This is a genomic window from Mesorhizobium sp. RCAM 06353 (genome assembly GCF_059683585.1).
The window spans coordinates 4,508,060-4,532,798 of the sequence record NZ_CM185031.1 but is presented as its reverse complement, the minus strand read 5'-3'; the positions used below and the strand labels follow the sequence as shown (position 1 = coordinate 4,532,798).

Sequence of the window (24,739 nt, the reverse complement as noted above, 5' to 3'; positions counted from 1 at the left end):
TTCTCCCCAGGCCAAGCTTGTGGCTGGCCCTGCACTGTCGTACCATTGCCTCTGTTCTCTTTATGTTCGCAGCGATGGCGGCCCCTGTCAACAATCCCGATCACGGTTTTTGCCGCGACTGCCTGACCTTTCAGCGCAGTGAAACGCGCCGCTGTGAGCGCTGCGGCAGCCCTCGCCTTGCCCGCCATCCCGAGCTGTACCGACTGCATCTGGCCCATATCGACTGCGACGCCTTCTACGCGGCGATCGAAAAGCGCGACAACCCGGCGCTCAAGGACAAGCCGCTGATCATCGGCGGCGGCAAGCGCGGGGTTGTCTCCACCGCATGCTACATCGCCCGCATCCGGGGCGTGCGCTCGGCCATGCCGATGTTCAAGGCGCTCGAGGCCTGCCCGGAGGCCGTCGTGATCCCGCCCAACATGGAAAAATATGTACGTGTCGGCCGCGAAGTGCGCGCCATGATGCAGGCGCTGACGCCGCTGGTCGAGCCGCTGTCGATCGACGAGGCGTTTCTCGACCTCGCCGGCACCGAGCGGCTGCACGGCCTGCCACCGGCGGTGGTGCTGGCGCGCTTTGCATCGGCCGTCGAGAAGGAGATCGGCATCACCGTTTCAGCCGGCCTCTCCTATTGCAAATTCCTCGCCAAGATCGCGTCGGACTTCCGCAAGCCGCGCGGTTTTTCGGTCATCGGCGAGGCCGAGGCGGTCGGCTTCCTGGCGGTACAGCCGGTGACCATGATTTGGGGCGTTGGCAAGGCGTTCAACGCCACGCTGGAGCGCGACGGCATCCGCACCATCGGCCAGCTCCAAAAGATGGAGCGTGCCGACCTGATGCGCCGCTACGGCACGATGGGCGACCGGCTCTACCGACTTTCGCGCGGTGAGGACGTCCGCCGCGTCGACCCCGACCAGAACGCCAAGAGCGTATCGGCCGAAACCACCTTCGACACCGATATTGCATCGCTGGATGAACTGGTCGCGGTGCTGAGAGGTCTTTCGGAAAAGGTCTCGGCGCGGCTGAAAAAGTCGGGCATTGCCGGACGCACAGTGGTGCTGAAGCTGAAGACCCAGGATTTCAAGCTGCGCACGCGCAACCGCCAGCTCGGCGACCCGACCCGGCTCGCGGACCGTATCTTTCAGACCGGCGTCGAGCTTCTTCGCAAGGAAACGGACGGAACGAAATTTCGATTGCTGGGCATCGGCGTCAGCGACCTCTCGGACGACGACAAGGCGGACCCGCCGGACCTGGTCGACGTGCAGTCGCGCAAGCGCGCCATGGCCGAAGGCGCCATTGATGCGCTGCGTGACAAATTCGGCCGCAAGGCGGTGGAAACCGGATATACGTTCGGCAGGGGCCGCGACGCGCACCCGCCGGAGCCACTGGAAGACTGATCCTGGATACCGGATGTGTTGAGATTCAGGTCAGCCATCAGGTTCGCGTCAGATCGATCCTGCTCGTCACCACGCTCTTGCCGGTTTTCGGATCGGTATCGATGACCGTCAGCCGGATGCCGTTCTCGCCTCGCTTCTCGACCGTCATCCGGGCCTTGCGATCGCCATTGACCTCCTGCGCCCAGCGGATACCAAGATTGATCGCATTGCCCGAACGGCTGCCGTTCAGCTGTGCGGGTCCGGTGCGGGATCCGACATAGATGCCGTTGTATTTCGCGCCTGTGACCTTCAGATTGGCACTGATGGCCCGCGACATCACAACAAGACCGCGACAATTGCCATCCAGCGAGAGCGAGGTTGAGGTCGCATCCGACTTGAAGCTGCAGGAAACACTGACATTCGGCACATCCGTGGTCACCTGGACAGTGCCCTTGCCGGCGAAATTACCCTTGAACGACTGGAGAAACTTGGTCTCGTCGGCATGAGCTGCGCCGGCGGCGATCACCAGGCAGCCAGCGAGCGCGACTTGCGCGAATGGTCTCATGAGACTCTCCTTGTCGATAAAGGCAGGGTTGCGAAGCACGGATAAAATATCGGGCTCAACGCCCGTGGCCGTATCAGGTTCCGCCAGCACCATGACTGTTTCGTCAGTTGATCGCGGCAACTGGCCCAGAAGAATAGATCAGCTAGCGATTGCGGCAAAAGCCGCGGCCTGCGAGACAGCTGCCATGGCACCCACCCCTTCGATCCCCAAGGCCGCGTTCTGGATGGCGCTGTCGATTACCTCGTTCCTAGGGATGTCGGTCGCCGGCCGCGCCACGACGGCCGAACTAAACGTCTTCCAGGTTCTGGAACTGCGCTCGGTGATCGGCTTGCTCATCCTCTTGCCGCTGGTGCTGACGAGCGGCGGCTTTGCGGCGATGCGCACGCAGCGTCCCCTCGCCCATATCGCCCGCAACGTCGTCCATTACACCGGCCAGGCGGCATGGCTCTACGCCTTGACGCTGATTCCGCTGGCGGTGCTGATCTCGATCGAATTCACCACCCCGATCTGGACGGCGATCCTGGCGGTGACGTTTCTTGGCGAAAGGCTGAGCCGGCCGAAACTGGCGGCAGTGGTGCTTGGCCTGATTGGCGTCGTGGTCATCGTGCGCCCTGGCGTTGGCTCGATTGATCCGGGACATCTCGTCGTGCTGGGCGCCGCGGTCTGCTTTGGCATCTCGTTGGTGCTGGTAAAGTCGTTGACGCGGACGGACAGCGTCGTACGCATCATCTTCTGGATGCTGATCATCCAGTCCGCGGTCGGCCTGATCCCCGCACTCTACGTATGGCGCACCCCGTCGCTCGAACTCTGGCCATGGATCCTGCTGATCGCCTTCACCGGCATGTCGTCGCATTTCTGTATGGCCCGCGCGCTCACCTATGCCGACGCGACCGTCATTTCACCGATGGATTTCCTGCGCGTGCCCTTGTCGGCGCTGGTCGGCTGGCTGCTCTATCAGGAACAGATCGACGCCTTCACCGCCGGTGGAGCGCTGCTGATCCTGATGGGCAATCTGCTCAATCTGCAGCGCAGGCCGGTGCGAGCGGCTGAAGTGGCGGCGTCTTAGCAGTCAGATCCCTTCGTCGGGTATGTTCAGAACATGCCCGCAGGCCTTGCAATGCACCGCATCCGGCTCATGCCGCTGCAGCCCGCATTGCGGACAGGGGAAGAACACCTTGGCCGGCCGGAAGATCGCCTGCGCCAGCCTGACGAACAGCGATATGCCGGTGATCATGGTGACGATCGCGGTCAGCTTGCCGGCTATGCCCGGCAGTACGATGTCGCCAAAGCCGGTCGTCGTCACCGTGGCGACGGTGAAATAAAGCGCGTCGATGTAGTTTTCGAGCCCTTCACCGGTCCGGAAGAAGAAGGTGTAGACGAAGCCGGTGATGACGAAAAGAAACGTCAACAGGTTGATGACCGCGTGGCTCGCCTCGCGCCAGGGCCGCAGGCCACGCATCTCGAAATGCCGCCAGATCGAACCGCTGCGCGACAACGACCACAGCCGCAGGATGCGCAGAAAACCGAGATTGGCGAGCGCCGTCGGCATCAGCAGCGTCAGCAGGATGAAGACATCCACCCAAGAGGTCGGCTGCTTCATCAGGCGCAGCATATCGTTGGAGGCCAGCAGCCTGGCAATCAGATCGGCACCGACGAGGGCCGCCACCGCATAGTCCAGCCACGGGAACGAGGCCGATTGCTGGATGACGGGTGTCGCGATGAAGAAGGCGATGATGGCCAGATCGATGACGATTGCCACCACCTGAAACCGGAAGGCGGCAGGCGTGCGCCCATGATAGAGCCTGCGCAGCCTGTGGCGCAGCAGCGCCATCGCGGAACGACCCTGCGATGCGCGCTTATCCGCGGCCTTCATGCCGATCGCGGTGACATGGGCGGCACCTGCGGAAGCGTGCCAAGGGGCGCGGTCACACCAATTCCACTTCGACCACGCCAGGCACCGCGCGCATTGCCGAGGCGATCTGTGGCGAGACGCGGTAGCCGCCCTGCAAGGCGATCTCGACCTCGCCCTGCGCCTCTTCCTTGAGAACGATAATGCTCACCTGGCTTTCACCGCGCTGGGTGAGCTGGGATTGGATCATCGAGGCAGGCCCATCGTTCCTGACGAAAATGCGCAGTGCCTTCTGGATGCGACTTGCCTCGTCTTCCAGCGACTGCACGGAGTTGATACGCAAATTGACGCCCTCGGGCCTGTCCTCCGCCGCGACAGTGATGACGACGGAGCGGCCGGCTTCCAGGAGGTCGCGGTACTGGGCCAATGCTTCCGAAAACAGCACCGCCTCGTACTGGCCGGAGGTATCGGAAAAGGCCACCACGCCCATCTTGTTGCCGGTGCGCGTCTTGCGCTCCTGCTTGCTGGTCACCGTGCCGGCCAGGCGGCCGGCGGTGGCGCCACGCTTGACGCCCGCCGAGAACTCCGCCCAGTTCTGCACCCGCATCTTCTGCAACGCCGCCTTGTATTCATCGAGCGGATGGGCCGAGAGATAGAAGCCGACGACCTGGAATTCGCGGTGCAGCCGGTCGGCGGCGAGCCACGGGTCCGTCGCCGGCAGATTAAGCGCCTGCGACTGAGCGCCGAGCGAAGCACCGAAAATATCGGCCTGGCCGGAAACGGCATTCTGCTGGGCGAGTGAAGCCAGGCCCATCATCCGTTCGACGCCGGCCAGCATCTGGGCGCGGTCGTGGCCGAAACAGTCGAGTGCGCCGGCCATGATCAGGCTTTCGAAGACGCGCTTGCCGACGATCTTCGGATCGACCCGCTCGCAGAAATCGGCGAGATTCTTGAACGGCTTTTCGCCACGGACAGTGACGACGTGCTCGACCGCCGCGTCGCCGACGCCCTTGAGCGCGGCCATCGAATAATAGATGCGGTTCTCGCCGACCTCGAAAGGCCGAAAACTCGTCATCACCGACGGTGCCAGAACTTCGATGCCAAGGCGCAACGCATCCTGACGGAAGTCGGCCAGCTTGTCGGTGTTGCCCATGTCGAGCGTCATCGACGCCGCCAGGAACTCGACCGGATAATGCGCTTTGAGATAGGCCGTCTGGTACGAGACGACGGCGTAAGCCGCGGCATGCGACTTGTTGAAACCATAGTCGGCGAACTTGGCCAGCAGGTCGAAAATGAAGTCGGCTTGCGGCTTGCTGACGCCGCGCTCGACAGCACCGGTGACGAAGCGCTCGCGCTGCTTGTCCATCTCGGCGCGGATCTTTTTGCCCATGGCGCGGCGCAGAAGGTCGGCTTCGCCGAGCGAATAGCCGGACAGTTCCTGCGCGATCTGCATGACCTGTTCCTGGTAGACGATGACGCCTTGCGTCTCCTTCACCAGATGGTCGATCTTGGGGTGGATCGACGCCATCTCCTCCTCGCCATGCTTTCTGGCGTTGTAGGTCGGGATGTTCTCCATCGGACCCGGACGGTAGAGCGCGACCAGTGCGATGATATCCTCGATGCAGTCGGGCCGCATGCCGATCAGCGCCTTGCGCATGCCGGCACTTTCCACCTGGAACACGCCGACCACTTCGCCGCGCGACAGCATGGCGTAGGTGTCGGGGTCGTCGAGCGGGATCGTCGCCAGGTCGATGTCGATGCCGCGGCGGCGTATCAGCTTCACCGCCGTCTCCAGCACCGTCAGCGTCTTCAGGCCGAGGAAGTCGAACTTCACCAGCCCGGCCTGCTCGACATATTTCATGTTGAACTGGGTGACCGGCATGTCAGAACGCGGATCGCGGTACATCGGCACCAGTTCCGACAAAGGCCGGTCGCCGATGACGATGCCGGCGGCGTGCGTCGAAGCGTGGCGATAGAGCCCTTCCAGCTTCTGCGCCATGTCGAGCAGCGTCTGGACGATCGGCTCCCTCTCGGCCTCTTCGGCGAAGCGCGGTTCGTTGGCGATGGCATCCGCCAGCTTGACCGGATTGGCCGGGTTCTGCGGCACCATCTTCGACAGCTTGTCGACCTGGCCATAGGGCATTTGCAGCACGCGGCCGACGTCGCGCAGCACGGCGCGGGCCTGCAGCGTACCGAAGGTGATGATCTGCCCGACCTGGTCGCGGCCGTATTTCTGCTGGACGTAGCGGATCACCTCTTCGCGGCGATCCTGGCAGAAGTCGATGTCGAAGTCGGGCATCGACACGCGGTCGGGGTTGAGGAAGCGCTCGAACAGCAGGGAGAAGCGCAGCGGATCGATGTCGGTGATCGTCGTCGAATAGGCGACCAGCGATCCGGCGCCCGAACCACGGCCCGGTCCGACCGGAATGCCTTGTGCCTTGGCCCATTTGATGAAGTCGGCAACGATCAGGAAGTAGCCGGGGAATTTCATCTTCTCGATGATGCCGAGCTCGAATTCGAGCCGCTCGCGATATTGCTCGACCGTGTAGCCCGGCGTCGGTCCGTGCAAGGCGAGCCGCGCATCGAGCCCCTCGCGCGCCTGGCGGGCGAGTTCCAAGGCCTCGGCCTTTTCGGCCGCGTCCTTGTCGGAGGCATCGCCACCGGTGAAGCGCGGCAGGATCGGGCTGCGGGTCTTTGGATAGTATGAGCAGCGCAATGCGATCTCGACCGTGTTGTCGATCGCTTCCGGCAGGTCGGCGAAAAGCTTTGCCATATCGGCCTGGCTGCGCAGGAAATTGTCCGGCGACAGCCGGCGTCTGTTATCGACGGCAACGACGGTGCCCTCGGCGATGGCGATCAGCGCGTCATGCGCCTCATAGTCGTCGCGCGAGGAGAAAAACGCCTCATTGGTAGCAACGAGCGGAAGTTCGTGCGCATAGGCGAGATCGATCGTCTGATGTTCGATGACCCGGTCGTAGCCCGCAACGCGATCCAATTCGACATAGAGCCGGTCGCCGAACAGCGCCTTGAGCGTCAAAAGCCGCACCTCGGCCAGATCGCGGCGATCCTCCTTCAAGGCGTTGCCGATCGGGCCGCGCGGTCCGCCGCTGAGGCAGATCAGCCCATCGCTCTGTCCAGTCAGCGTCTCGGTGGTCAGGTGTACCGCCTCACCGGGGGGTGTTTCCAGGTAGACGCCGCTGACAAGCCGAACCAGATTGGAATAACCGGCCTCGGTCGCGGCGAGCAGGACGACCGGCCGCATCTCCGGGCCTTGCCGCCGGCGGTCACGCTGGCCGTCGCTGTTCTCGCCGGAAAAAGCGAGCGCGATCTGGCAGCCGATGATTGGCTGGATGCCGTCCTTCACCGCCTTCTGCGCGAACTCCAGCGCGCCGAACAGATTGTTGGTGTCGGTGACGGCGATGGCCGGCGCTTCGTCCTTCACGGCGTGGCCGACGATCTTGCCAAGCTGAAGCGCGCCCTCGAGCAGCGAATAGGCTGAATGCACGCGCAGATGGACAAACGGCCGCGCCGGCACCTCCGGCCGCGCGGCAGCAATTGCTGCTTCGCGCTTCAGGGGATCGCGTGGTAGTCTGTCATCCGCCATGGTTTCTCGCGCTGCCTAAGGCTTTGAGTCGATGGAGATGTATTGTCCGGGACCGGGCGATACCAGTCCAGCACAAACGACTGCTGACCACAGAGTTCCAGCCTGGTCAGGCGAATTCCATGATCACCGCGTCGACAGCCAGGCTGTCGCCCGGCTTGGCGTTGAGCTTCGAGACGACAAGGTCGCGTTCGGCGCGCAGCACGTTTTCCATCTTCATCGCTTCGACCACGGCCAGCGTCTCGCCGGCCTTGACCTCCTGGCCTTCGGCAACGGCGATCGACACGACAAGGCCGGGCATCGGGCAGAGCAGCAGGTTCGACGTGTCCGGCGCCACCTTTTCAGGCATCAGCCGCTCCAACTCGGCGGTGCGCGGCAGCATGGCGCGCGCGGTCACCGACATGCCTTTCCAGGCGATTCGAAGACCGTTGGCGACTTGCCGAATCTGGGCGGCAACCCTTCGCTTGCCGACCGTGCCGCGCCAGATCAGGTCGCCCGGCCGCCAGTCGGATGAAACAGTCAGCGCCTTGCCGCCGTCGATCGACAGGTCGATCTCCATCGGGATCGAAATCATGCCTTCGAGGATGGACGCCTGGAGATAGTCTTCGCCGATCTTCACCACCCAGCCGCGCTTGAGCGCGCCCGAATGCGGCGCCAGCCGCCCGCCAAGCCGGTCAAGCCGGTCGCGGCGCAGCAGCTCCACCGCTGTGGCGATTGACGCCAAGACGGCCTTGTCCTCGCTGCTGGGTACGATCGGCGCGAAGCCGTCGGGATACTCCTCGGCGATGAATGCCGTCGATATCTGTCCTTTCCGCCAACGCGGATGCTGCATCAGCGCCGCCAGGAACGGAATATTGTGCTCAATGCCGTCGACGACAAAGCTATCGAGAGCTTCCGACATGGCATCGATCGCTTCGATGCGCGTCGGCGCCCAGGTGCAGAGCTTGGCCAGCATCGGGTCATAGAACATCGAAATCTCCGAGCCTTCGGTGACGCCGGTATCGTTGCGTATGACGACATCGCCGAATTGCCCTTCCTCCGGCGGCCGGTAGCGCGTCAGCCGGCCGATCGACGGCAGGAAATTGCGGTACGGGTCCTCGGCATAGAGCCGGCTTTCCACCGCCCAGCCATTCAGCTTGATGTCGCTTTGCGTCAGGCCAAGCTTTTCGCCGGCGGCGACGCGGATCATCTGTTCAACCAGATCGATGCCGGTCACGAGCTCGGTTACCGGGTGCTCGACCTGCAATCGTGTATTCATTTCAAGGAAATAGAAGTTCTTGTCCTTGTCGACGATGAACTCGACCGTGCCGGCGCTCTGGTAGTCGACGGCCCTGGCCAGCGCCACCGACTGCTCGCCCATGGCCTTGCGCGTCTTGGCATCGAGGAAAGGCGACGGCGCCTCTTCCGCAACCTTCTGGTTGCGGCGCTGGATCGAGCATTCGCGCTCGCCGAGATAGAACGCATTGCCATGCGCGTCGGCCAGCACCTGGATCTCGATATGGCGCGGATCGACGACGAACTTTTCGATGAACACGCGGTCGTCGCCGAACGAGCTCTTGGCCTCCGAGCGCGCCCGGTCGAAACCGTCGCGCACTTCCGACTGGTTCCAGGCGATGCGCATGCCCTTGCCGCCGCCGCCGGCCGAGGCCTTGATCATCACGGGATAGCCGATCTCGCCGGCGATCTTTTCGGCATGGTCGGCATTCTCGATGACACCGAGCCAGCCGGGCACCGTCGAAACCTTGGCGGCGTTGGCGAACTTCTTCGATTCGATCTTGTCGCCCATCGCCTTGATCGCTTTGGGCTTTGGGCCGATGAAGATGATACCTTCCGCTTCCAGCGCCTCGCAGAAGGCGGCGCGCTCGGACAGGAAGCCATAACCGGGATGCACGGCCTGAGCTCCGGTTTCCTTGCAGGCGGCGATGATCTTTTCCGGCAGCAAATAACTCTGCGCGGCGGGCGAAGGCCCGATATGCACCGCTTCGTCGGCCATCTCGACATGCACGGCATCGCGATCGGCATCGGAATAGACCGCGACCGTGGCAATCCCCATCTTGCGCGCCGTCTTGATGACGCGACAGGCGATCTCGCCACGATTGGCGATCAGGATTTTCGTGAACATGCTGAGGTCGTTCCCCTCCGGTCGGTCGTTCCTTTTATGGCCTGTGCTTGCGGGGTCAAGCCGACCATGCAAATCACTGCCTTTCAATCGATTTGCGATTCCAATTCTTCGCTGTGGCCCAGTCTCGGCACCAGCTTCCAGTTGATCGTGTCGATAAAACCTGAAACCTTGGAAAAAAATTCGCATTGGAGGACGCCTGATGAAAACCCGCGCCGCTGTCGCTGTCGCCGCCGGAAAGCCGTTGGAGATCATGGAGGTCGACCTCGACGGTCCGCGTGATGGCGAGGTGCTGGTAGAGATCAAGGCGACCGGTATCTGCCACACCGACGAGTTCACTCTGTCGGGCGCCGATCCGGAAGGCCTGTTTCCGGCCATCCTCGGCCATGAGGGCGCTGGCGTCGTCGTCGATGTCGGCAAGGGCGTCACCTCGGTCAAGAAGGGCGACCATGTCATCCCCCTCTACACGCCGGAATGCCGGCAGTGTCCGTCCTGCCTGTCGCGCAAGACCAATCTGTGCACGGCCATCCGCGCCACGCAGGGGCAAGGCCTGATGCCGGACGGTTCGTCGCGCTTCTCGATCGGCAAGGACAAGATCTTCCACTATATGGGCTGCTCGACCTTCTCAAACTTCACCGTGCTGCCCGAGATCGCGCTGGCCAAGGTCAACCCGGACGCACCCTTCGACAAGATCTGCTACATCGGCTGCGGCGTCACCACCGGCATTGGTGCGGTCATCAACACCGCCAAGGTCGAGCAAGGCGCCACGGCTGTCGTCTTCGGCCTCGGCGGTATCGGCTTGAACGTCATCCAGGGCCTGAAGCTGGCCGGCGCCGACATGATCATTGGCGTCGATCTCAACAACGACAAGAAGGCCTGGGGCGAAAAATTCGGCATGACGCATTTCGTCAATCCGAAGGAGATCGACGGCGATGTCGTGCCGCATCTGGTCAACATGACCAAGCGTGGCGCCGACCAGATCGGCGGCGCCGACTACACATTCGACTGCACCGGCAGCACCAAGGTGATGCGTCAGGCGCTGGAAGCCTCGCATCGCGGCTGGGGCAAGTCGGTCGTCATCGGCGTCGCGGGTGCTGGCCAGGAGATTTCGACCAGGCCGTTCCAGCTGGTCACCGGGCGGACCTGGATGGGCACCGCCTTCGGCGGCGCGCGCGGCCGCACCGACGTGCCGAGGATCGTCGACTGGTACATGGACGGCAAGATCCAGATCGATCCGATGATCACCCACACGCTGAAGCTCGAGGACATCAACAAGGGGTTCGACCTCATGCATGAGGGCAAGTCGATCCGAAGCGTCGTCGTTTACTGAAGGAAGGCCACAAGCCGCCGACCGACCGGCCAGCGACCTCTGTGGTTCACAAACGGGAGGAGAAAAGAATGGCGGAAAAACTGCATCCGAAAATCGACAATGGCTTGCCCAAGGAGAGCGCGAGCTTTGCCGGCGGCACGCTGGTCTGCGCCTGCACCAGCAAGCCCGTCAAGGTGAAGGTCAAGGGCCAGATCGCCCACAACCACGCCTGCGGCTGCACCAAATGCTGGAAGCCGGAAGGCGCGATATTCTCGGTGGTTGCCGTCGCCGGCACCGGCGACGTCACCGTCACCGAGAACGGCGACAAGCTCAAGGTGGTCGACCCCTCGGCGCTGATCCAGCGCCATGCCTGCACCGGCTGCGGCGTCCACATGCACGGCCCGGTCGAGCGCGACCATCCGTTCAAGGGCTTGTCCTTCATCCACCCTGAGCGCTTCCAGGAGGATGGCTGGTCGCCGCCGGGCTTCACTGCCTTTGTCTCGTCGATCATCGAATCCGGCGTCGACCCGAAACGCATGGACGGCATCCGGGCGCAGCTAAAGTCGATCGGGCTCGAACCCTATGACTGCCTCAACCCCGGCCTGATGGATTATATCGCCACCTGGACGGCGAAGAAGTCAGGCGCCTTGCCGGCCTGAACGCTGTAAGATTTCAGGCAGGGGCCGGACATGCTTCCGGCCCCTGTCCGTTTCGGAGAGACAATGCCCGCACCCTCCATTTACGTCGATGCCGACGCCTGCCCCGTCAAGGCAGAGGTCGAAAAAGTCGCCGAGCGCCTTGGCGTCGTCGTCACCTATGTCTCCAATGGCGGCTTGCGGCCATCGCGCGACCCGATGGTCCGCAACGTTGTGGTCTCCAAGGGCGCTGACGCCGCCGACGACTGGATTGTTGAGAACGCAAAATCCAACGACATCGTGATCACCGCCGACATACCGCTTGCTGCCCGCGCGGTGGCGCTCGGCGCCCATGTGCTTGGGCCCACCGGGCGCCCGTTCACGCCGGAAACCATCGGCATGGCCGTCGCCATGCGCGACCTCAAACAGCATTTGCGCGAAACCGGCGAAAGCAAGGGCTACAATGCCAGCTTCGCACCGCAGGACCGTTCGCGATTCCTCGGTGAACTCGACCGTATCTTGCGGCGCGCGCTGAAATCCGCCACACCCAGCTAGAAACCGAGCGTCATCCAGGGTGGAGACCGCCATGGCCGCCGAAACCCCGATCAAGAATCCCATTCAGCGCCACATGCTGTTCGCGATGTCGGCCTGCTTCGGCGCTGTGGCGCTTGTTGTGGCGTTGCTGCTGCACGCCCCGCTCGCCTATTCGGTCGGCGCCAATGCATTTTTTGCCGCTTACGTCATGCTTGTCGTCAGCCAGATGCCAACGTTCACCGGCAAGTATCTGAGCAAGAATGCGCGTGCCACCGACCTGCCGGTGCTGGTCATCTTCGCGGTGACGCTTGTCGTCGTCGGCGTCGCCGTTATCTCCTTGTTCCTGCTGATCAATCAGAAAGACACTGGGCATCCGGTTGAACTTGGCTTCGCGCTGCTGTCGATCCCGCTCGGCTGGTTCACCATCCATGCCATGGCGGCGCTCCATTATGCTCATGTCTACTGGATGGATGGCGACGAGGTCGACACCAAGACCAAGAAGAAAATCCCGGTTGGCGGATTGCTGTTCCCAGGCGACAAACGGCCGGAAGGCTGGGATTTCCTCTACTTCTCGGCAGTCATCGGCATGACGGCGCAGACCGCCGACACCAACATCTCCACCACGCATATGCGTTGTGTCGTGCTCGTCCATTCGATCCTGTCGTTCTTCTTCAACACCATCATCGTCGCCGCGGCGGTCAACCTCGCCGTCAGCCTGGGCTCTCCGTAATAAATCCGTGATCGGGTGAAACATCGGTTTGGATCGCGACGTATCAGGAGGACAATGAACGCGCAGGTCGCGCCGCGAGGCCGGGAGACGAGACAAGATGGAATCGGTTGCCAGAAGCCAATCTGAAATTGGGCCGGGCGTTCCCGCTTCGAACGACAAGACGCTGATCTACCGGCAGTCGCGCTGGACGCGGCTGACGCATTGGCTCTGGGCCATCTCGCTGTTCTTCATGCTGCTGTCCGGCCTGCAGATCTTCAACGCCCGGCCGCAGCTCTACATCGGCAAGCAATCCGGCTTCGGCTACAATAACACCATTTTCGAGATCGGTGCCGAAAACACCAACGCCGGTCCGCGCGGTTACACCGAAATCTTCGGGCACCGCTTCGACACGACGGGCGTGCTCGGCTGGTCGGGTCCGGCCGGCAACGAGACGGCGCGCGGTTTTCCGTCCTGGGCGACCATCCCGTCCTACTATGATCTCGGCACCGCCCGTGTCGTGCATTTCTTCTTTGCCTGGATCCTGACGACGACCTTGATCGTCTGGCTGGTCGCCAGCCTGATCAACGGCCATATCAGGCGCGATCTCGCACCACGCCTCGACGACCTCAAGCGGCTGCCGCGGGACATCATCGACCACGCCAAGCTGAAATTCCACCACACACGCGAATACAACACGCTGCAGAAGATGGCCTATGGCGGGGTGCTGTTCGTGCTGTTGCCGCTGATGATCATCACCGGCCTTGCCATGTCGCCCAGCATGAACTCGGTGCTGCCCTTCCTCAACGATCTGCTCGGCGGGCGCCAGACGGCGCGCACCATCCATTTCACCGTCATGCTGCTGCTGGTCGGCTTCTTCATCATCCACATCCTGATGATCCTGGCCGCCGGCCCGATCAACGAACTGCGCTCGATCATCACCGGCTGGTATCGCACCGATCCGCCCATGCATGACGACAAGACGACCGAGAGGAGTGCGTGACATGGCGAAATTCGAAATCAGCCGCCGGAAATTCCTGACCGCAGCCAGCCTCGGCGCCTCCGGCATCATGCTGTCGGGCTGCGACGCCTTCGACAGCCAGTTGAGCATCGGCAGCGGCTTGCGCAGTTTTCTCGAAAACGCCAACGGGCTGACATATCGGGCGCAACGCCTGCTTGCCGGTCGCGACGCGTTGGCGCCGGAATTCACCGAAGCCGACATCCGCCAGCCGCAGCGACCGAACGGCGTCACCTCTCCCGACGACGACACCTATAAGGGCCTGCTCGCCAACAATTTCGCCGACTGGCGGCTGGAAGTGACAGGTCTCGTCGAAAAGCCGCTGTCGCTGACCCGCGAGCAGCTTCAGAACATGCCGAGCCGCACCCAGATCACCCGCCACGACTGCGTCGAGGGCTGGAGCTGCATCGCCAAATGGACCGGCACGCCGCTGTCGCTGGTGCTCGACCAGGCCGTGGTCAAGCCGCAGGCGCGCTATGTCATGTTCCATTGCCTCGACACGATCGACCGCAGCCTGTCCGGCGACATCAAATATTACGGCACGATCGACCTCATCGATGCTCGCCACCCGCAGACGATCCTGGCCTATGGCCTGAACGGCAAGCCGTTGCCGGTCGAAAACGGCGCGCCGCTACGCGTCCGCGTCGAGCGCCAACTCGGCTACAAGATGCCGAAATATCTCTACAAGATCGAGCTGGTCGACGGCTTCGCCAATGTCGGCGGTGGTCGCGGCGGCTATTGGGAAGACAATGGCTACGACTGGTATGGCGGTATCTGACCTCACCACAAAAAGATGATCGGCCCGCGGAGGCCACGGGCCGATCACGAACGCCTGCTATGATTGAGCCCCCCGCCCCGCTCAATAGCCGGCGTAGATCCACTGGCAGTTGTTGTAGGAATCGCAGCTGTAGTACCAGTAGCCATCGCTGCGCGCCGTTTCGCCGTTCGAGGTCGCCATGCTGGCGACGGCATCGGCCTTCTTGGCGTCGGCGCCCATTTCCTTGGCCATTTTGGCCATCTTGCCGGTGTCCATCAGTGTCGGCTTGCCGTCCTTCATCTTGGCGCCCTGCTCGGCCACCGGACCGGCCTCGGCCAGCATTCTGGCGGCGACGAGCATCGCCTCGCCGTCCTTGTCGGCCTTGGCGATGTTGGCCAGTGCCACGGCTGTTTCGACCTTGGTGCGCGCGTCAGCCTGTTGTTGCGGCGTCATCCCGCCGGCATCGGCCAGCGTTGTCGAGCCAAGGCCTGCGGCAAATGCAAGTGCAAGCATCTTACGAAGCATGGTCATGTGTTGTTCTCCCCTGAGAGTGGACGTCCCCGCCCGACACTAGAGGAGTTTCATGGCCGACGAACCCTATCGAAACCGAGAGGGGGAATGCCGCGAAGCGGACGCTTGTTCTTTTCAGGCGACCTTGTCGAGCAGCGGCTTCAGGGCCGGATGGATCTCCGGCGAGGCATGCTTGATGAGCGTCAGCAGCGCGCGCTCGTTTTCGTAGAGGGGCCTGTCCACGCCGATATGTCCGACCAGCCATTTGGCTTCACCGGCATCGATCGTTTCGGCGCGGCGGGCCAAGGCCTCGGCCGCCCTGTTCTTGGCTTCCCACTCGGCCTCGATGTCATCCGGAGACCGATAGGCTTCGATGATGCCGGCAAGGCCGCCGGAGACCATGCGGCTGAAGAAGCCGCCGATTTCCGGATCGGCGTGTTCGAGGAAGCTTTCCTGTCGCAGTGCCACACCGCGGGTTGGGGCTTCATAGCCGGCCGAGCACATGACGAAATTGGCGATCGCCTTGACGAACAGATCGTTCCAGGACTGGTCGTTCTTGGCCTGCGCGGTCTGTTCGTTGATCCTGAACAGCACCGCGGCCTCGCCCCGTGTGATGGCGATGTTGCCGTCGCCGCCATGGGCGTGGAGGATACGGCGCAGCAATTCGACCTCCGCCCTGGCGATCAGTCCCGGCACCAGCGCCCCACCCAGCATCAGCGGCCCCTTGCCGTCGATGACGGCGTGCGCAACCTGCTCCAGCGCATAGACGCAAAGCTTGCTCGGCGAGGATCTTGCTTCTTCCAGCACATGGACCAGCAATTCGAGTTCGGTGCGGCTGTCGACCATGCCGTCGCGCGAGATGGTGCGGATCAGCCAGTCGGTATTCTCCTGTGAGATGTAGCCCGAGGGCTTTTCCTGATGGACGATGTAGTCGGTCACCGCCTCGACGAAGAACGGCGCCCAGTCCGCGCACTTGTCCCGGGCCGTCTGGTCGAGCGCGAACAGCGCCTCGGCCTCGCCTCGGGTCACCACGCCATCGGCGAACACGTCGCGGCGCAGCATCACCACATCTTCCGGGCCAATGCGATTCTTCGAGGTCAGCCCCGCCACCGGCGCGCTTATGATCAATTCGCCCATAGTCGTCCCCGTCCGCCCCAAAGCGTTACATCGGCCTCCTATATCAGGAGTGTCTTGAAAAACCGGCAAACGGCGTGGTTAGCGAAGACTTGCCGGCATCACCTGAATATCAACGTACCTTTAGATGTCGCTGGGAGGTGACAAGGTGTCGCCGACGGGCTATGGATGGCGCGTCGAGGACTTGAGGTTTTGAGTCCTACCTGTTTGCGGGAGAGAGCAGCGAGAGCTGCCGCCGAAGGGGAAATCGCCCGAAATCTCTCAGGCAAAAGAACCGTAGACGGGAAAGACACTCTGGAAAGTCGGGGCTTGCCCCCGCGCCGAAGGTGTAAGCGCCGCTGACAGAGTTCCGGCTGCGCGAGTCTCTCAGGCTTCAGACAGAGGGGCACGGACTGGTCGCCATCAGCGGCCGATTGCGTGCGACTCTGGAGATGACATGACGGGCGACGACAGCAGACACCTCCCCCTCGAAGATATTCACACAGCCACCGGTGCGCGTTTTGGCGCCTTTGCCGGCTGGTCGATGCCGCTGACCTATCCCGCCGGCGTCATGAAGGAACATCTGCACACCCGCGAGCATGTGGGTCTGTTCGACATTTCGCACATGAAACTGTTCGAGGTCAGCGGACCCGGCGCGATTGCCTTGCTCAACCGCGCCTGCCCACTGGACACCGGCGCGCTCGAAATCTCGCAGTCGAAACTGTCCTTCTTCCTCAATGAACATGCAGGCATCCTGGACGATCTGATCGTCACCAGGCTTGGCAACGAGCGCTTCATGGTGGTCGCCAATGCCGGCAATGCCGTCGCCGACGAAAAGCATCTGCGCGCGCTGGCCGCCGATTTCGATGTGAAGGTCGAGCCGCTCGACCGCGTCTTTCTCGCCATCCAGGGACCTGAAGCCTGGGCAGCCCTCTCCCGTGCGGGCATCGAGACCGGCTCGCTGCTGTTTATGCATGGGGTCGAGCGGCGGAAGAACTGGTTCATGAGCCGGTCAGGCTATACCGGCGAGGACGGTTTCGAGATCGGCCTGCCGGAAGCGGACGCGCGGGATTTGGTCACAAAGCTACTCGAGGATGAGCGCGTGCTGTGGATCGGTCTTGCCGCGCGCGACAGCCTGCGGCTGGAGGCGGGACTGTGCCTGCATGGCCAGGACATCACGCCGGAGACCGACCCGGCTGCAGCAGCGCTGATGTGGGCGATCCCCAAGGACATCCGCGCTTCCGGCGCCTTCATCGGCGCCGATGCCTTGCGCGCCGCCGTTGAACGCGGCCCGGCGCAAAAGCGCGTTGGCTTGAAGCCGGAAGGCCGCCAGCCGGTGCGCGCCGGTGCTGCTCTGTTCGACGCCGACGGCAATGCGGCAGGTCGTGTGACATCGGGCGGCTTCGGCCCTTCGGCCGGCCATCCGGTTGCCATGGGCTATGTCGCCACAGCGCTGGCAAAGCCCGGCACAAGGGTTTTCGCCGACGTGCGCGGCACGAGAATCCCCGTCGATATCAGTTCCCTGCCCTTCACTCCTCATCGCTACCGCAAAGGATAATTCCGATGGCAACGACCTATTTCACCTCCGATCACGAATGGCTCCGCGTCGAAGGCGGCATCGCCACCGTCGGCATCACCGACTATGCGCAGGAACAGCTCGGCGATCTCGTTTTCGTCGAGTTGCCCGAGATCGGCAAGAGGCTAAGCAAAGGCGATACCGCCGTCGTAGTCGAATCCGTCAAGGCGGCCTCCGACGTTTACGCGCCCGTAGACGGTGAAATCACCGAGGCCAACGGCACGCTGTCGTCCGACCCATCGCTGGTCAACTCGGCGGCGACCGGCGCCGGCTGGCTGTGGAAGATGAAGCTTGCCGACGAAAGCCAGCTTGCCGGCCTCATGGATGAAGCCGCCTACAAAGCCCATATCGCCTGATTACAGGACTTAAAAACGATGAGCACAGCACTTACCCCCTTCTCGGCCCGCCATATCGGTCCTGATGTCAGCGATGTCAGAGCCATGCTTGCGGTGATCGGCGTTCCCTCCGTCGAGACGCTGATCAGCCAGGCCGTGCCGCAGTCGATTCGCCTCGACGTGCCGCTGGCCCTGCCTGCGCCGGCGAGCGAAGCCGAAGCGCTGGCCGAATTGTCGGCGACCATGGCGAAAAATACGGTGCTGAAGAGCTTCATCGGCGCTGGCTATCACGGCGTGCATGTGCCGCCGGTCATCCAGCGCAATTTGTTCGAGAATCCGGCCTGGTACACGGCCTACACGCCCTATCAGGCCGAGATCAGCCAGGGCCGACTGGAAATGCTGTTCAATTTCCAGACGCTGGTCACCGAACTGACCGGCCTGCCTGTGGCCTCGGCCTCGCTGCTCGATGAGGCGACCGCGGTCGCCGAGGCGGTCGGCATTGCGCTGCGCCACCATCGCGACAAGCGCACCAAGGTGGCGCTTGCTGGCACACCGCATCCGCAAACGCTGGATGTCGTGCGCACCCGCGCCGAGCCGCTCGGCATCGAGATCGACGGCGACACGATCGACGACAACACGGCCGCCCTGCTCGTCTCCTGGCCCGACACGTTTGGCGTCTATGGCGACCACAAGGCGGCGATCGACAAAGCCCGCGCCACCGGCACCGTTGTCGTCTTCATCGCCGATCCGCTTGGCCTGACGATGACCGATGCGCCGGCGAAGCTTGGCGCGGACATTGCAGTCGGCCCGATGCAGCGCTTTGGCGTGCCGATGGGCTTTGGCGGCCCGCACGCCGCCTATTGCGCCGTCTCCGATAGGCTGACCCGGCTGATGCCGGGCCGCCTCGTCGGCCAGTCGACCGACAGCAAGGGCCGCGCCGGCTACCGCCTGGCCTTGCAAACACGCGAACAGCATATCCGCCGCGACAAGGCGACCTCCAACATCTGCACCGCGCAGGCGCTGCTTGCCAACATGGCCACCGCCTATGCCATCTGGCACGGCCCTGCCGGGCTGCAGGCGATCGCCGGGCGCATCCACACGCTGGCCAACCGTTTGGCAAGCGGCCTGAAGGTGGCAGGCGTTTCGGTGCTCGGCGCCAGCCGCTTCGACACCGTGACTGTGGAAGCAAAGGGCAAGGCTGCTGAGATCGCCGCCGCCGCCGAAAAGACCGGCCGGCTGCTGCGCGTCATCGACGCCGACCATGTCGGCATCAGCTTCGACGAGACCTCGACAGACGCCGATCTCGATGCGATCGCGGCGCTGTTCGGCGCCAAGGCTGAGGCTTCAACCAGCAGCACCGTGCCCGGCAAGGCGCGTGGAAAAGAGTTTCTGACCCAGCCGGTCTTCAACGAAAACAAGTCAGAAACCGACATGATGCGCTTGCTGCGCCGGCTGGCCGACAAGGACCTGGCGCTCGACCGCTCAATGATCCCGCTGGGATCCTGCACGATGAAGCTCAACGCCGCGGCCGAAATGATGCCGGTGAGTTGGCCAAGCATCGCCAATCTGCATCCCTTCGCGCCATCAGCGCACTCGGCCGGCTATCGTGCCATGATCGGCGAGCTGGAAGGCTGGCTGTCGGAAATCACCGGCTTCGACGCCGTCAGCCTGCAGCCCAATGCCGGCAGCCAGGGCGAATATGCCGGCCTTCTCGCCATCCGTGCCTATCACCGCTCGCGCGGCGAAGGCCATCGCACCGTCTGCCTGATCCCCTCCTCCGCGCATGGCACCAATCCGGCAAGCGCGGCGATGGCCGGCATGAGCGTTGTCGTCGTGCGCTGCCTGGAGGACGGCAATATCGACATGGACGATATGCGGGCCAAAGCCAACGAGCATTCCAAAAATCTCGCGGCGCTGATGTTCACCTATCCCTCGACGCACGGCGTCTACGAAGAAGGCGCGCGCCACCTCTGCGCCCTCATTCATGAGCATGGCGGCCAGGTCTATTTCGACGGCGCCAACCTCAACGCGCTGGTCGCGCTAGCCCGCCCCGCCGACATCGGCGCCGACGTCTGCCACATGAACCTGCACAAGACCTTCTGCATCCCGCATGGCGGCGGCGGCCCCGGCGTCGGTCCGATTGGCGTCAAGGCGCATCTGAAGCCTTATCTGCCGGGGCATGTCACCGAAAGCTCGGCGCATGCCGTGTCGGCGGCGCCCTTCGGCAGCGCTTCCATCCTGCCGATCACCTGGATGTATATCCGCATGATGGGCGCCACTGGGCTGAAGCAGGCGACGGAGACCGCCATCATTTCGGCCAACTATGTGGCGACACGGCTCGCGCCGCACTTCCCGCTGCTCTACAAGGGCCGGCACGATCGCATCGCGCATGAATGCATCCTCGACACTCGCGTGCTCAAGGAGAGCGCCGGCATCAGTGTCGACGATATCGCCAAGCGCCTGATCGACTACGGCTTCCACGCGCCGACCATGTCGTTTCCGGTTGCCGGCACGCTGATGGTCGAGCCGACCGAGTCCGAGCCCAAGCGAGAACTGGATCGCTTCTGCGAGGCGATGATTGCCATCGCCGGCGAGGCAGCCAAGGTGGCGAAGGGCGAGTGGCCGCTGACCGACAATCCGCTGGTCAACGCACCCCACACCGCCGCCGAGGTGCTGGCCGGCCAGTGGAACCACCCCTACTCGCGCCTGGAAGCGGCCTATCCCGCCGGCGACGCCGATACGGCAGCCAAATATTGGCCGCCGGTGTCGCGCATCGACAATGTCGCCGGCGACCGCAACCTGGTCTGCTCATGCCCGCCGCTGGCTGATTATCTGGGAGCGGCGGAGTAGCCCGCTCTATGCTGAGCGCAAGGCCGGCCTGACCGGTTCGGCCTTGCCCATCCTTTTATGGCTGATGACGCAATTTCGGCCGGCACGCTTGGCCGCGTAGAGTGCTGCGTCCGCCTCGGCCAGCACCTCGTCGAGGCTGCTGCCTTCGGCGCCGCCAAAGCCGATGCCGCCGCTGACCGTGCTGCGCAACGGACCGAGCGGGGTGGCAACGATTTCGGTGCCGAAGGCAACGCCGATCTTGCTGGCGAGATCATGGGCCCGCTCTTCCGTCATCCGCGACATGACGATGGCGAACTCCTCGCCACCCAGGCGAAAGGCGTCGACGCCTGTCCTGGCATACTTCCTGATGACGGCTGCGAAGCGGCACAGAACCTGGTCTCCGACCGGGTGACCGTAGACGTCGTTCGTCCTCTTGAAGTGGTCGAGGTCGAACATCACGACCGCCATGAAAGGACCGAAAGGCCGCTCGCCATAGTGCGACGTCAACCCGCGACGATTCATCAGCCCGGTCAATGGATCGGTCATCGTCTCGGCCTTCAGCTCGATCTGCGCCTGCAGATGGTGCAGCGACAGCGTCAAGGCGCCGAGACCTGTCATGCAGGCCACCGCAACGACGGAATTCAGACGTTCGGCCCAGTTGTCGGGCGCCGCCCCAAGCGTCCATTGCCCCTTGGCCATCAGAACCATGCCGCAAAGGGCAAACGACACCGCGCAGGTGCCGCTCAGGAACGAAACCACCAGCAGGATCCGGCGATCGTGACTGCCATTGACCCAGAACATGGCTCCAATCGTCGAGAGCAGCACGGTGACCGTCGCGTAGGTGACGATGAAGCCGACACCGTCAAGGCCGAGGAAGGTCACGGCCGCGCAGACAGCCATGGCGGCAAGTGTCGGCAGCATCGCACGCCTGTGTTCCGGCACGCCCAGATACTGCATCGCCGAAATGCAGATGATGAGGAAGCCCAGGCTGAGCAGCGCCAGCGCGATCTGGCAAAGCAGCGGATCAGGTTCCTTGGTGTAGCGCCAGAAGACAATCACATGCGCGACGAGCACAAGGATGCCGCAGGCCACCGTCAGCACGAAACGCGCCCGCGGCGCGGTGAACCAAATGGCAAACAGGGTGACGGCCAGACAAGTACCCGACAGCGCGGCTGCGAGCAGGAGCGAACTGAAATCCAGCATATCGGGCGGCGGCCTCTCGAGCGTCGGCGGTAGCGCCGCATTCTAGGTCAGCGGCAGCCCTCGACCATGGTTTTCAGCCGATCTTTCGACCCAAGCTGCGGTTAGGGTTTACAAAGCGTCGATACCACCTGTCTGGAAATCGCGCCCACGGTCGGCGCGAGGATCAAAACGGGCATCAACCCTTGTTGAGCAAGGCGAGGTTGGCGTTGACGACCGTGGGGTCGGCCATGCCGGCCTTGGCCTCGAGCAGCAGCGCCCTGGCTTTTTTCTTGTTGCCGCGCAGCAGTTGCGAATAGCCCATATTGTTGACGATCTGCGGTTTGCGGCCGGCGACCTTCAAGAGCTGGCCGTAGGCGCGGTCGGCAAAGTCGAAGCGGCCGAGCTCGTCATAGGAAGCGGCGAGCCCCATCCAGGCCTCAGCATTGTCGGCCTTCAGCTCGACCGCCTTGCGGAAATGCTGTTCGGCGAGACCATAATTGGCGTCGCGAAACTGCGCCTTGCCTTGCGCCAGATCGGAGGTGTCGACGGTCTTTGCAGCCGGCTGAATGGCCGTGGTCTTGGTCGTGTCGACGTTGTTGTTCGTCGTGCACCCGGTGATCATCAAGACAGCCGCCATCGTGGCCGCCGCCGCAAATTGTGTCTGACGCATGCCCTGCCCCGTCGCCCGATTTGTCGGGTCGTTCTTCAGAAATCAAGGTACAGAAGAGCAATTAAACTTCGGTGCCGAAATGCAGCTAAGATTTGGTTTCCGCAATACCGGCCATTAACCACCAGGCCCTGAGAGACGGTCTCCGACACCTCAAGCAGATGCAAGCTGCGCTCTCACGGCGTGTCCAGGACCTTGAGCGCGGCCGGAACCGGATAGTGGTTGCCGTCATAGCGCAGCCGGTGGGTCCGGCTCACCGACTTGCCGGGATGCGACTGACACTCGCCATCCTTGTCGGGAGCCGGCTCGTCGGTATCCTTCCGCTCGACCGCGATGATGTCATGGTAGCCGCGATGGATCGTCGGGCTCATCGCCAGGCTGACCTTGCTGGAATGAAAGGATCCCGCGCAATTGGTGTCGCCTTCGCCGCCAAAGCCGGCCACGACAAGGCCGTCGAGCACCACGCGCAGTGCATTGCCTGTTATGGCGTAGAGCCGCAGGTCGGTTTCATTGAAGGGATTGGGCTGCGAATGGTTGGCCATGTCGATGCGCAGGCCAAAAGCGGTGACACCCGGCGCCAGCCCATAACGGCCGGTATCGAATTCGATGCCGCGGATGGCGATGGCATCGTCGTTCATCAACCCGGGCTGGAGCAGACGCTGGCGCACCTGCAGGGTCTTCCTGTCGACGACCAGAAGCTCGATATCGCCAAAATGCTCGCCGTCGCTGGACTTGGCGCTGTCGATCAGCGGCACTGCGACCAGCAGCAGATCGTCATGGGCAGGCCATATCCTGCAGACCAAGCCGGGCTTAAGGTCCTGCGGATCCGCGAGCACAATGCTGGTATGGGGTTCGAGCGTAAAGGAGTCGCCGTCGGCGCCTTTCTGAACCTTGGGATAAGCCTGCCGCAACAGCGCGGCGGCATCGCCGCAATCGTTGGCCATGGCCCAGGCGGGCCACAGGCTGGCGGCGGTGAGGCCAAGAAAGATGATCCGCAACAGTGTTCGCATGGGGTTCTCACATCGCAGGGCCGAGTTCAGGAATCGAGCGCGAAAGCCTGTCACTTGCAGGTCGACCTCACCTGAATACCAGTACAGCCTAGTGGTGACCCGTCATTTTGACGATGATCGGAATGACCGCGATCATCAGCACCACCGGCAGGATGCACACCGTCACCGGTATCGACATCTTGGCCGGCAGGGCGTGCGCCTTTTCCTCGGCCAGCGACATGCGCTTGTGACGCATTTCGTCGGAGAAGACGCGCAGTGCGCCCGACAGGCTGGTGCCGAGTTCCTTCGACTGCTGCAAGAGGGTGGCGAAGGAGCGGACCTCGTCCAGGCTGAGGCGGTCGGCAAGCGCCTTCAGCGCGTCGTCTAGGCTGCGCCCGGCCCGCAACTCCAGCGACACCAGCTGCAGGTTCTGGCTGAGCGCGGGATAGGTCTTGGCGAGTTCCTTCGAAACGCGCTCGATGCCGGCCTCCATGCTCATGCCGGCGTCCGAGCAGACGATCATCAGATCCATGAAGTCGGGAAAGCCGTTGCGGTATTCGCGCATCTTTTCCCGCACCTTCTGGGTCAGCACCAGACCGGGCAGGAAGTAGCCGGCCACGCCCGACAGGATGACGAACGCCCAGCGGCTGGTCATCGTCGCTTCGGCACTGGCCAGCCATTGGTTGAGGACAAAGGCGCCGATGGCGCCGCCGACCAGCGCCGAGAAGCGGATGATGAAGAACGTGCCGACGGCACGCGGCTCCATATAGCCGGCCTGGATCAGCTTCATGCGCAGCCGGGCGACGTTTTCCGGATCGCTCCTGGCGTAGAATTCCTGCGCCCGCTTCACCGCCTTCTCGCGCACGACATTGGCGTTCTTCTTCTGCAGCGGCTCGGCTTTCGCGGCCACGGTACCATGGTCGACCTTGAGCCGGCGCTTCACGTCGTTGCGGTCGCCCTTCGCCGTCACCATCGGCCAGGCGACCGCGATGGAGCCCAGGGCCAACAGCAGGATGGCCACCGGCATCAGGGACGTCGGGGCAAGCGAGGCGAGGAATTCGATGAAGCCCTGCAT

Annotated in this window: 21 protein-coding genes and 1 riboswitch; of the genes, 11 read left to right on the top strand and 10 right to left on the bottom strand. The window is 63.2% G+C overall.

Going from position 1 to position 24,739, the window contains the following annotated elements; genetic code table 11:
- Nucleotides 1-62 precede the first annotated feature (62 nt).
- Nucleotides 63-1,391 carry a DNA polymerase IV gene (locus tag AC56QX_RS21800; protein ID WP_497110544.1) on the top strand — a complete coding sequence of 443 codons (1,329 nt, stop codon included), beginning with the start codon at nt 63-65 and terminating at the stop codon, nt 1,389-1,391.
- Between the two features lie 37 nt (nt 1,392-1,428).
- Here AC56QX_RS21800 and AC56QX_RS21795 read toward each other — a convergent pair whose 3' ends face one another.
- Nucleotides 1,429-1,935, bottom strand: coding sequence for a hypothetical protein (locus tag AC56QX_RS21795; protein WP_497110543.1), 507 nt, complete (start codon nt 1,933-1,935; stop codon nt 1,429-1,431).
- A 184-nt stretch (nt 1,936-2,119) separates the two neighbouring features.
- Here AC56QX_RS21795 and AC56QX_RS21790 point away from each other — a divergent pair, with 184 nt between their 5' ends.
- Nucleotides 2,120-3,001, top strand: coding sequence for a DMT family transporter (locus AC56QX_RS21790; protein WP_497110542.1), 882 nt, complete (start codon nt 2,120-2,122; stop codon nt 2,999-3,001).
- 3 nt (nt 3,002-3,004) lie between these two features.
- On the opposite strand, the gene AC56QX_RS21785 is transcribed toward AC56QX_RS21790, so the two are convergent.
- The 3 genes from AC56QX_RS21785 to AC56QX_RS21775 all read right to left on the bottom strand — a co-directional run bounded on the left by AC56QX_RS21785 (nt 3,005) and on the right by AC56QX_RS21775 (nt 9,507).
- Nucleotides 3,005-3,808, bottom strand: coding sequence for an ion channel (locus tag AC56QX_RS21785; protein WP_497110541.1), 804 nt, complete (start codon nt 3,806-3,808; stop codon nt 3,005-3,007).
- Between the two features lie 52 nt (nt 3,809-3,860).
- On the bottom strand, nt 3,861-7,388 hold the full coding sequence (gene dnaE, locus AC56QX_RS21780; protein ID WP_497110539.1) for a DNA polymerase III subunit alpha: 3,528 nt from the start codon (nt 7,386-7,388) through the stop codon (nt 3,861-3,863).
- 106 nt (nt 7,389-7,494) lie between these two features.
- Nucleotides 7,495-9,507 (bottom strand): acetyl-CoA carboxylase biotin carboxylase subunit, encoded by a 2,013-nt coding sequence (locus AC56QX_RS21775; RefSeq protein WP_497110538.1) that lies wholly within the window; start codon nt 9,505-9,507, stop codon nt 7,495-7,497.
- A 199-nt stretch (nt 9,508-9,706) separates the two neighbouring features.
- Here AC56QX_RS21775 and AC56QX_RS21770 point away from each other — a divergent pair, with 199 nt between their 5' ends.
- From AC56QX_RS21770 to AC56QX_RS21745, 6 genes are all read left to right on the top strand, one after another.
- On the top strand, nt 9,707-10,834 hold the full coding sequence (locus AC56QX_RS21770) for an S-(hydroxymethyl)glutathione dehydrogenase/class III alcohol dehydrogenase (protein ID WP_497110537.1): 1,128 nt from the start codon (nt 9,707-9,709) through the stop codon (nt 10,832-10,834).
- 68 nt (nt 10,835-10,902) lie between these two features.
- Entirely contained in the window at nt 10,903-11,472 is a 570-nt protein-coding gene (gene gfa / locus AC56QX_RS21765; RefSeq protein WP_497110535.1) for an S-(hydroxymethyl)glutathione synthase, read from the top strand.
- 63 nt (nt 11,473-11,535) lie between these two features.
- Entirely contained in the window at nt 11,536-12,003 is a 468-nt protein-coding gene (locus AC56QX_RS21760; protein ID WP_497110533.1) for a YaiI/YqxD family protein, read from the top strand.
- 31 nt (nt 12,004-12,034) lie between these two features.
- Entirely contained in the window at nt 12,035-12,712 is a 678-nt protein-coding gene (locus AC56QX_RS21755; RefSeq protein WP_497110532.1) for a DUF1345 domain-containing protein, read from the top strand.
- A 97-nt stretch (nt 12,713-12,809) separates the two neighbouring features.
- Nucleotides 12,810-13,691: a cytochrome b/b6 domain-containing protein gene (locus AC56QX_RS21750; RefSeq protein WP_497110530.1), complete on the top strand. Its 882-nt coding sequence runs from the start codon at nt 12,810-12,812 to the stop codon at nt 13,689-13,691.
- Between the two features lies 1 nt (nt 13,692).
- The gene (locus AC56QX_RS21745) at nt 13,693-14,484 is read left to right on the top strand and encodes a molybdopterin-binding protein (protein WP_497110529.1); all 792 of its coding nucleotides are present in this window, start codon (nt 13,693-13,695) and stop codon (nt 14,482-14,484) included.
- Nucleotides 14,485-14,565: 81 nt separating this feature from the next.
- Here the strand turns inward: AC56QX_RS21745 and AC56QX_RS21740 are convergent, their stop codons facing one another.
- The gene (locus tag AC56QX_RS21740; RefSeq protein WP_497110528.1) at nt 14,566-14,994 is read right to left on the bottom strand and encodes a hypothetical protein; all 429 of its coding nucleotides are present in this window, start codon (nt 14,992-14,994) and stop codon (nt 14,566-14,568) included.
- A gap of 114 nt (nt 14,995-15,108) precedes the next feature.
- Nucleotides 15,109-16,110 carry a hypothetical protein gene (locus tag AC56QX_RS21735; protein WP_497110527.1) on the bottom strand — a complete coding sequence of 334 codons (1,002 nt, stop codon included), beginning with the start codon at nt 16,108-16,110 and terminating at the stop codon, nt 15,109-15,111.
- 197 nt (nt 16,111-16,307) lie between these two features.
- Nucleotides 16,308-16,394: riboswitch (glycine riboswitch) on the top strand.
- A 149-nt stretch (nt 16,395-16,543) separates the two neighbouring features.
- Here AC56QX_RS21735 and gcvT point away from each other — a divergent pair.
- The 3 genes from gcvT to gcvP are packed head-to-tail and all read left to right on the top strand — an operon-like array spanning nt 16,544 to nt 20,847.
- Entirely contained in the window at nt 16,544-17,644 is a 1,101-nt protein-coding gene (gcvT, locus tag AC56QX_RS21730) for a glycine cleavage system aminomethyltransferase GcvT (protein WP_497110525.1), read from the top strand.
- Between the two features lie 5 nt (nt 17,645-17,649).
- The gene (gcvH, locus tag AC56QX_RS21725) at nt 17,650-18,018 is read left to right on the top strand and encodes a glycine cleavage system protein GcvH (protein WP_497110523.1); all 369 of its coding nucleotides are present in this window, start codon (nt 17,650-17,652) and stop codon (nt 18,016-18,018) included.
- Between the two features lie 18 nt (nt 18,019-18,036).
- Entirely contained in the window at nt 18,037-20,847 is a 2,811-nt protein-coding gene (gcvP, locus tag AC56QX_RS21720; protein WP_497110521.1) for an aminomethyl-transferring glycine dehydrogenase, read from the top strand.
- Nucleotides 20,848-20,853: 6 nt separating this feature from the next.
- Here gcvP and AC56QX_RS21715 read toward each other — a convergent pair whose 3' ends face one another.
- The 4 genes from AC56QX_RS21715 to AC56QX_RS21700 form a co-directional block, all read right to left on the bottom strand.
- Complete coding sequence (locus tag AC56QX_RS21715; protein ID WP_497110519.1) at nt 20,854-22,029, bottom strand: GGDEF domain-containing protein; 1,176 nt, start codon at nt 22,027-22,029, stop codon at nt 20,854-20,856.
- Between the two features lie 175 nt (nt 22,030-22,204).
- Nucleotides 22,205-22,678: a hypothetical protein gene (locus AC56QX_RS21710; RefSeq protein ID WP_497110518.1), complete on the bottom strand. Its 474-nt coding sequence runs from the start codon at nt 22,676-22,678 to the stop codon at nt 22,205-22,207.
- Nucleotides 22,679-22,851: 173 nt separating this feature from the next.
- Complete coding sequence (locus AC56QX_RS21705) at nt 22,852-23,685, bottom strand: PA3715 family protein (RefSeq protein WP_497110516.1); 834 nt, start codon at nt 23,683-23,685, stop codon at nt 22,852-22,854.
- Between the two features lie 88 nt (nt 23,686-23,773).
- Nucleotides 23,774-24,739 (bottom strand): type II secretion system F family protein, encoded by a 966-nt coding sequence (locus AC56QX_RS21700; protein WP_497110515.1) that lies wholly within the window; start codon nt 24,737-24,739, stop codon nt 23,774-23,776.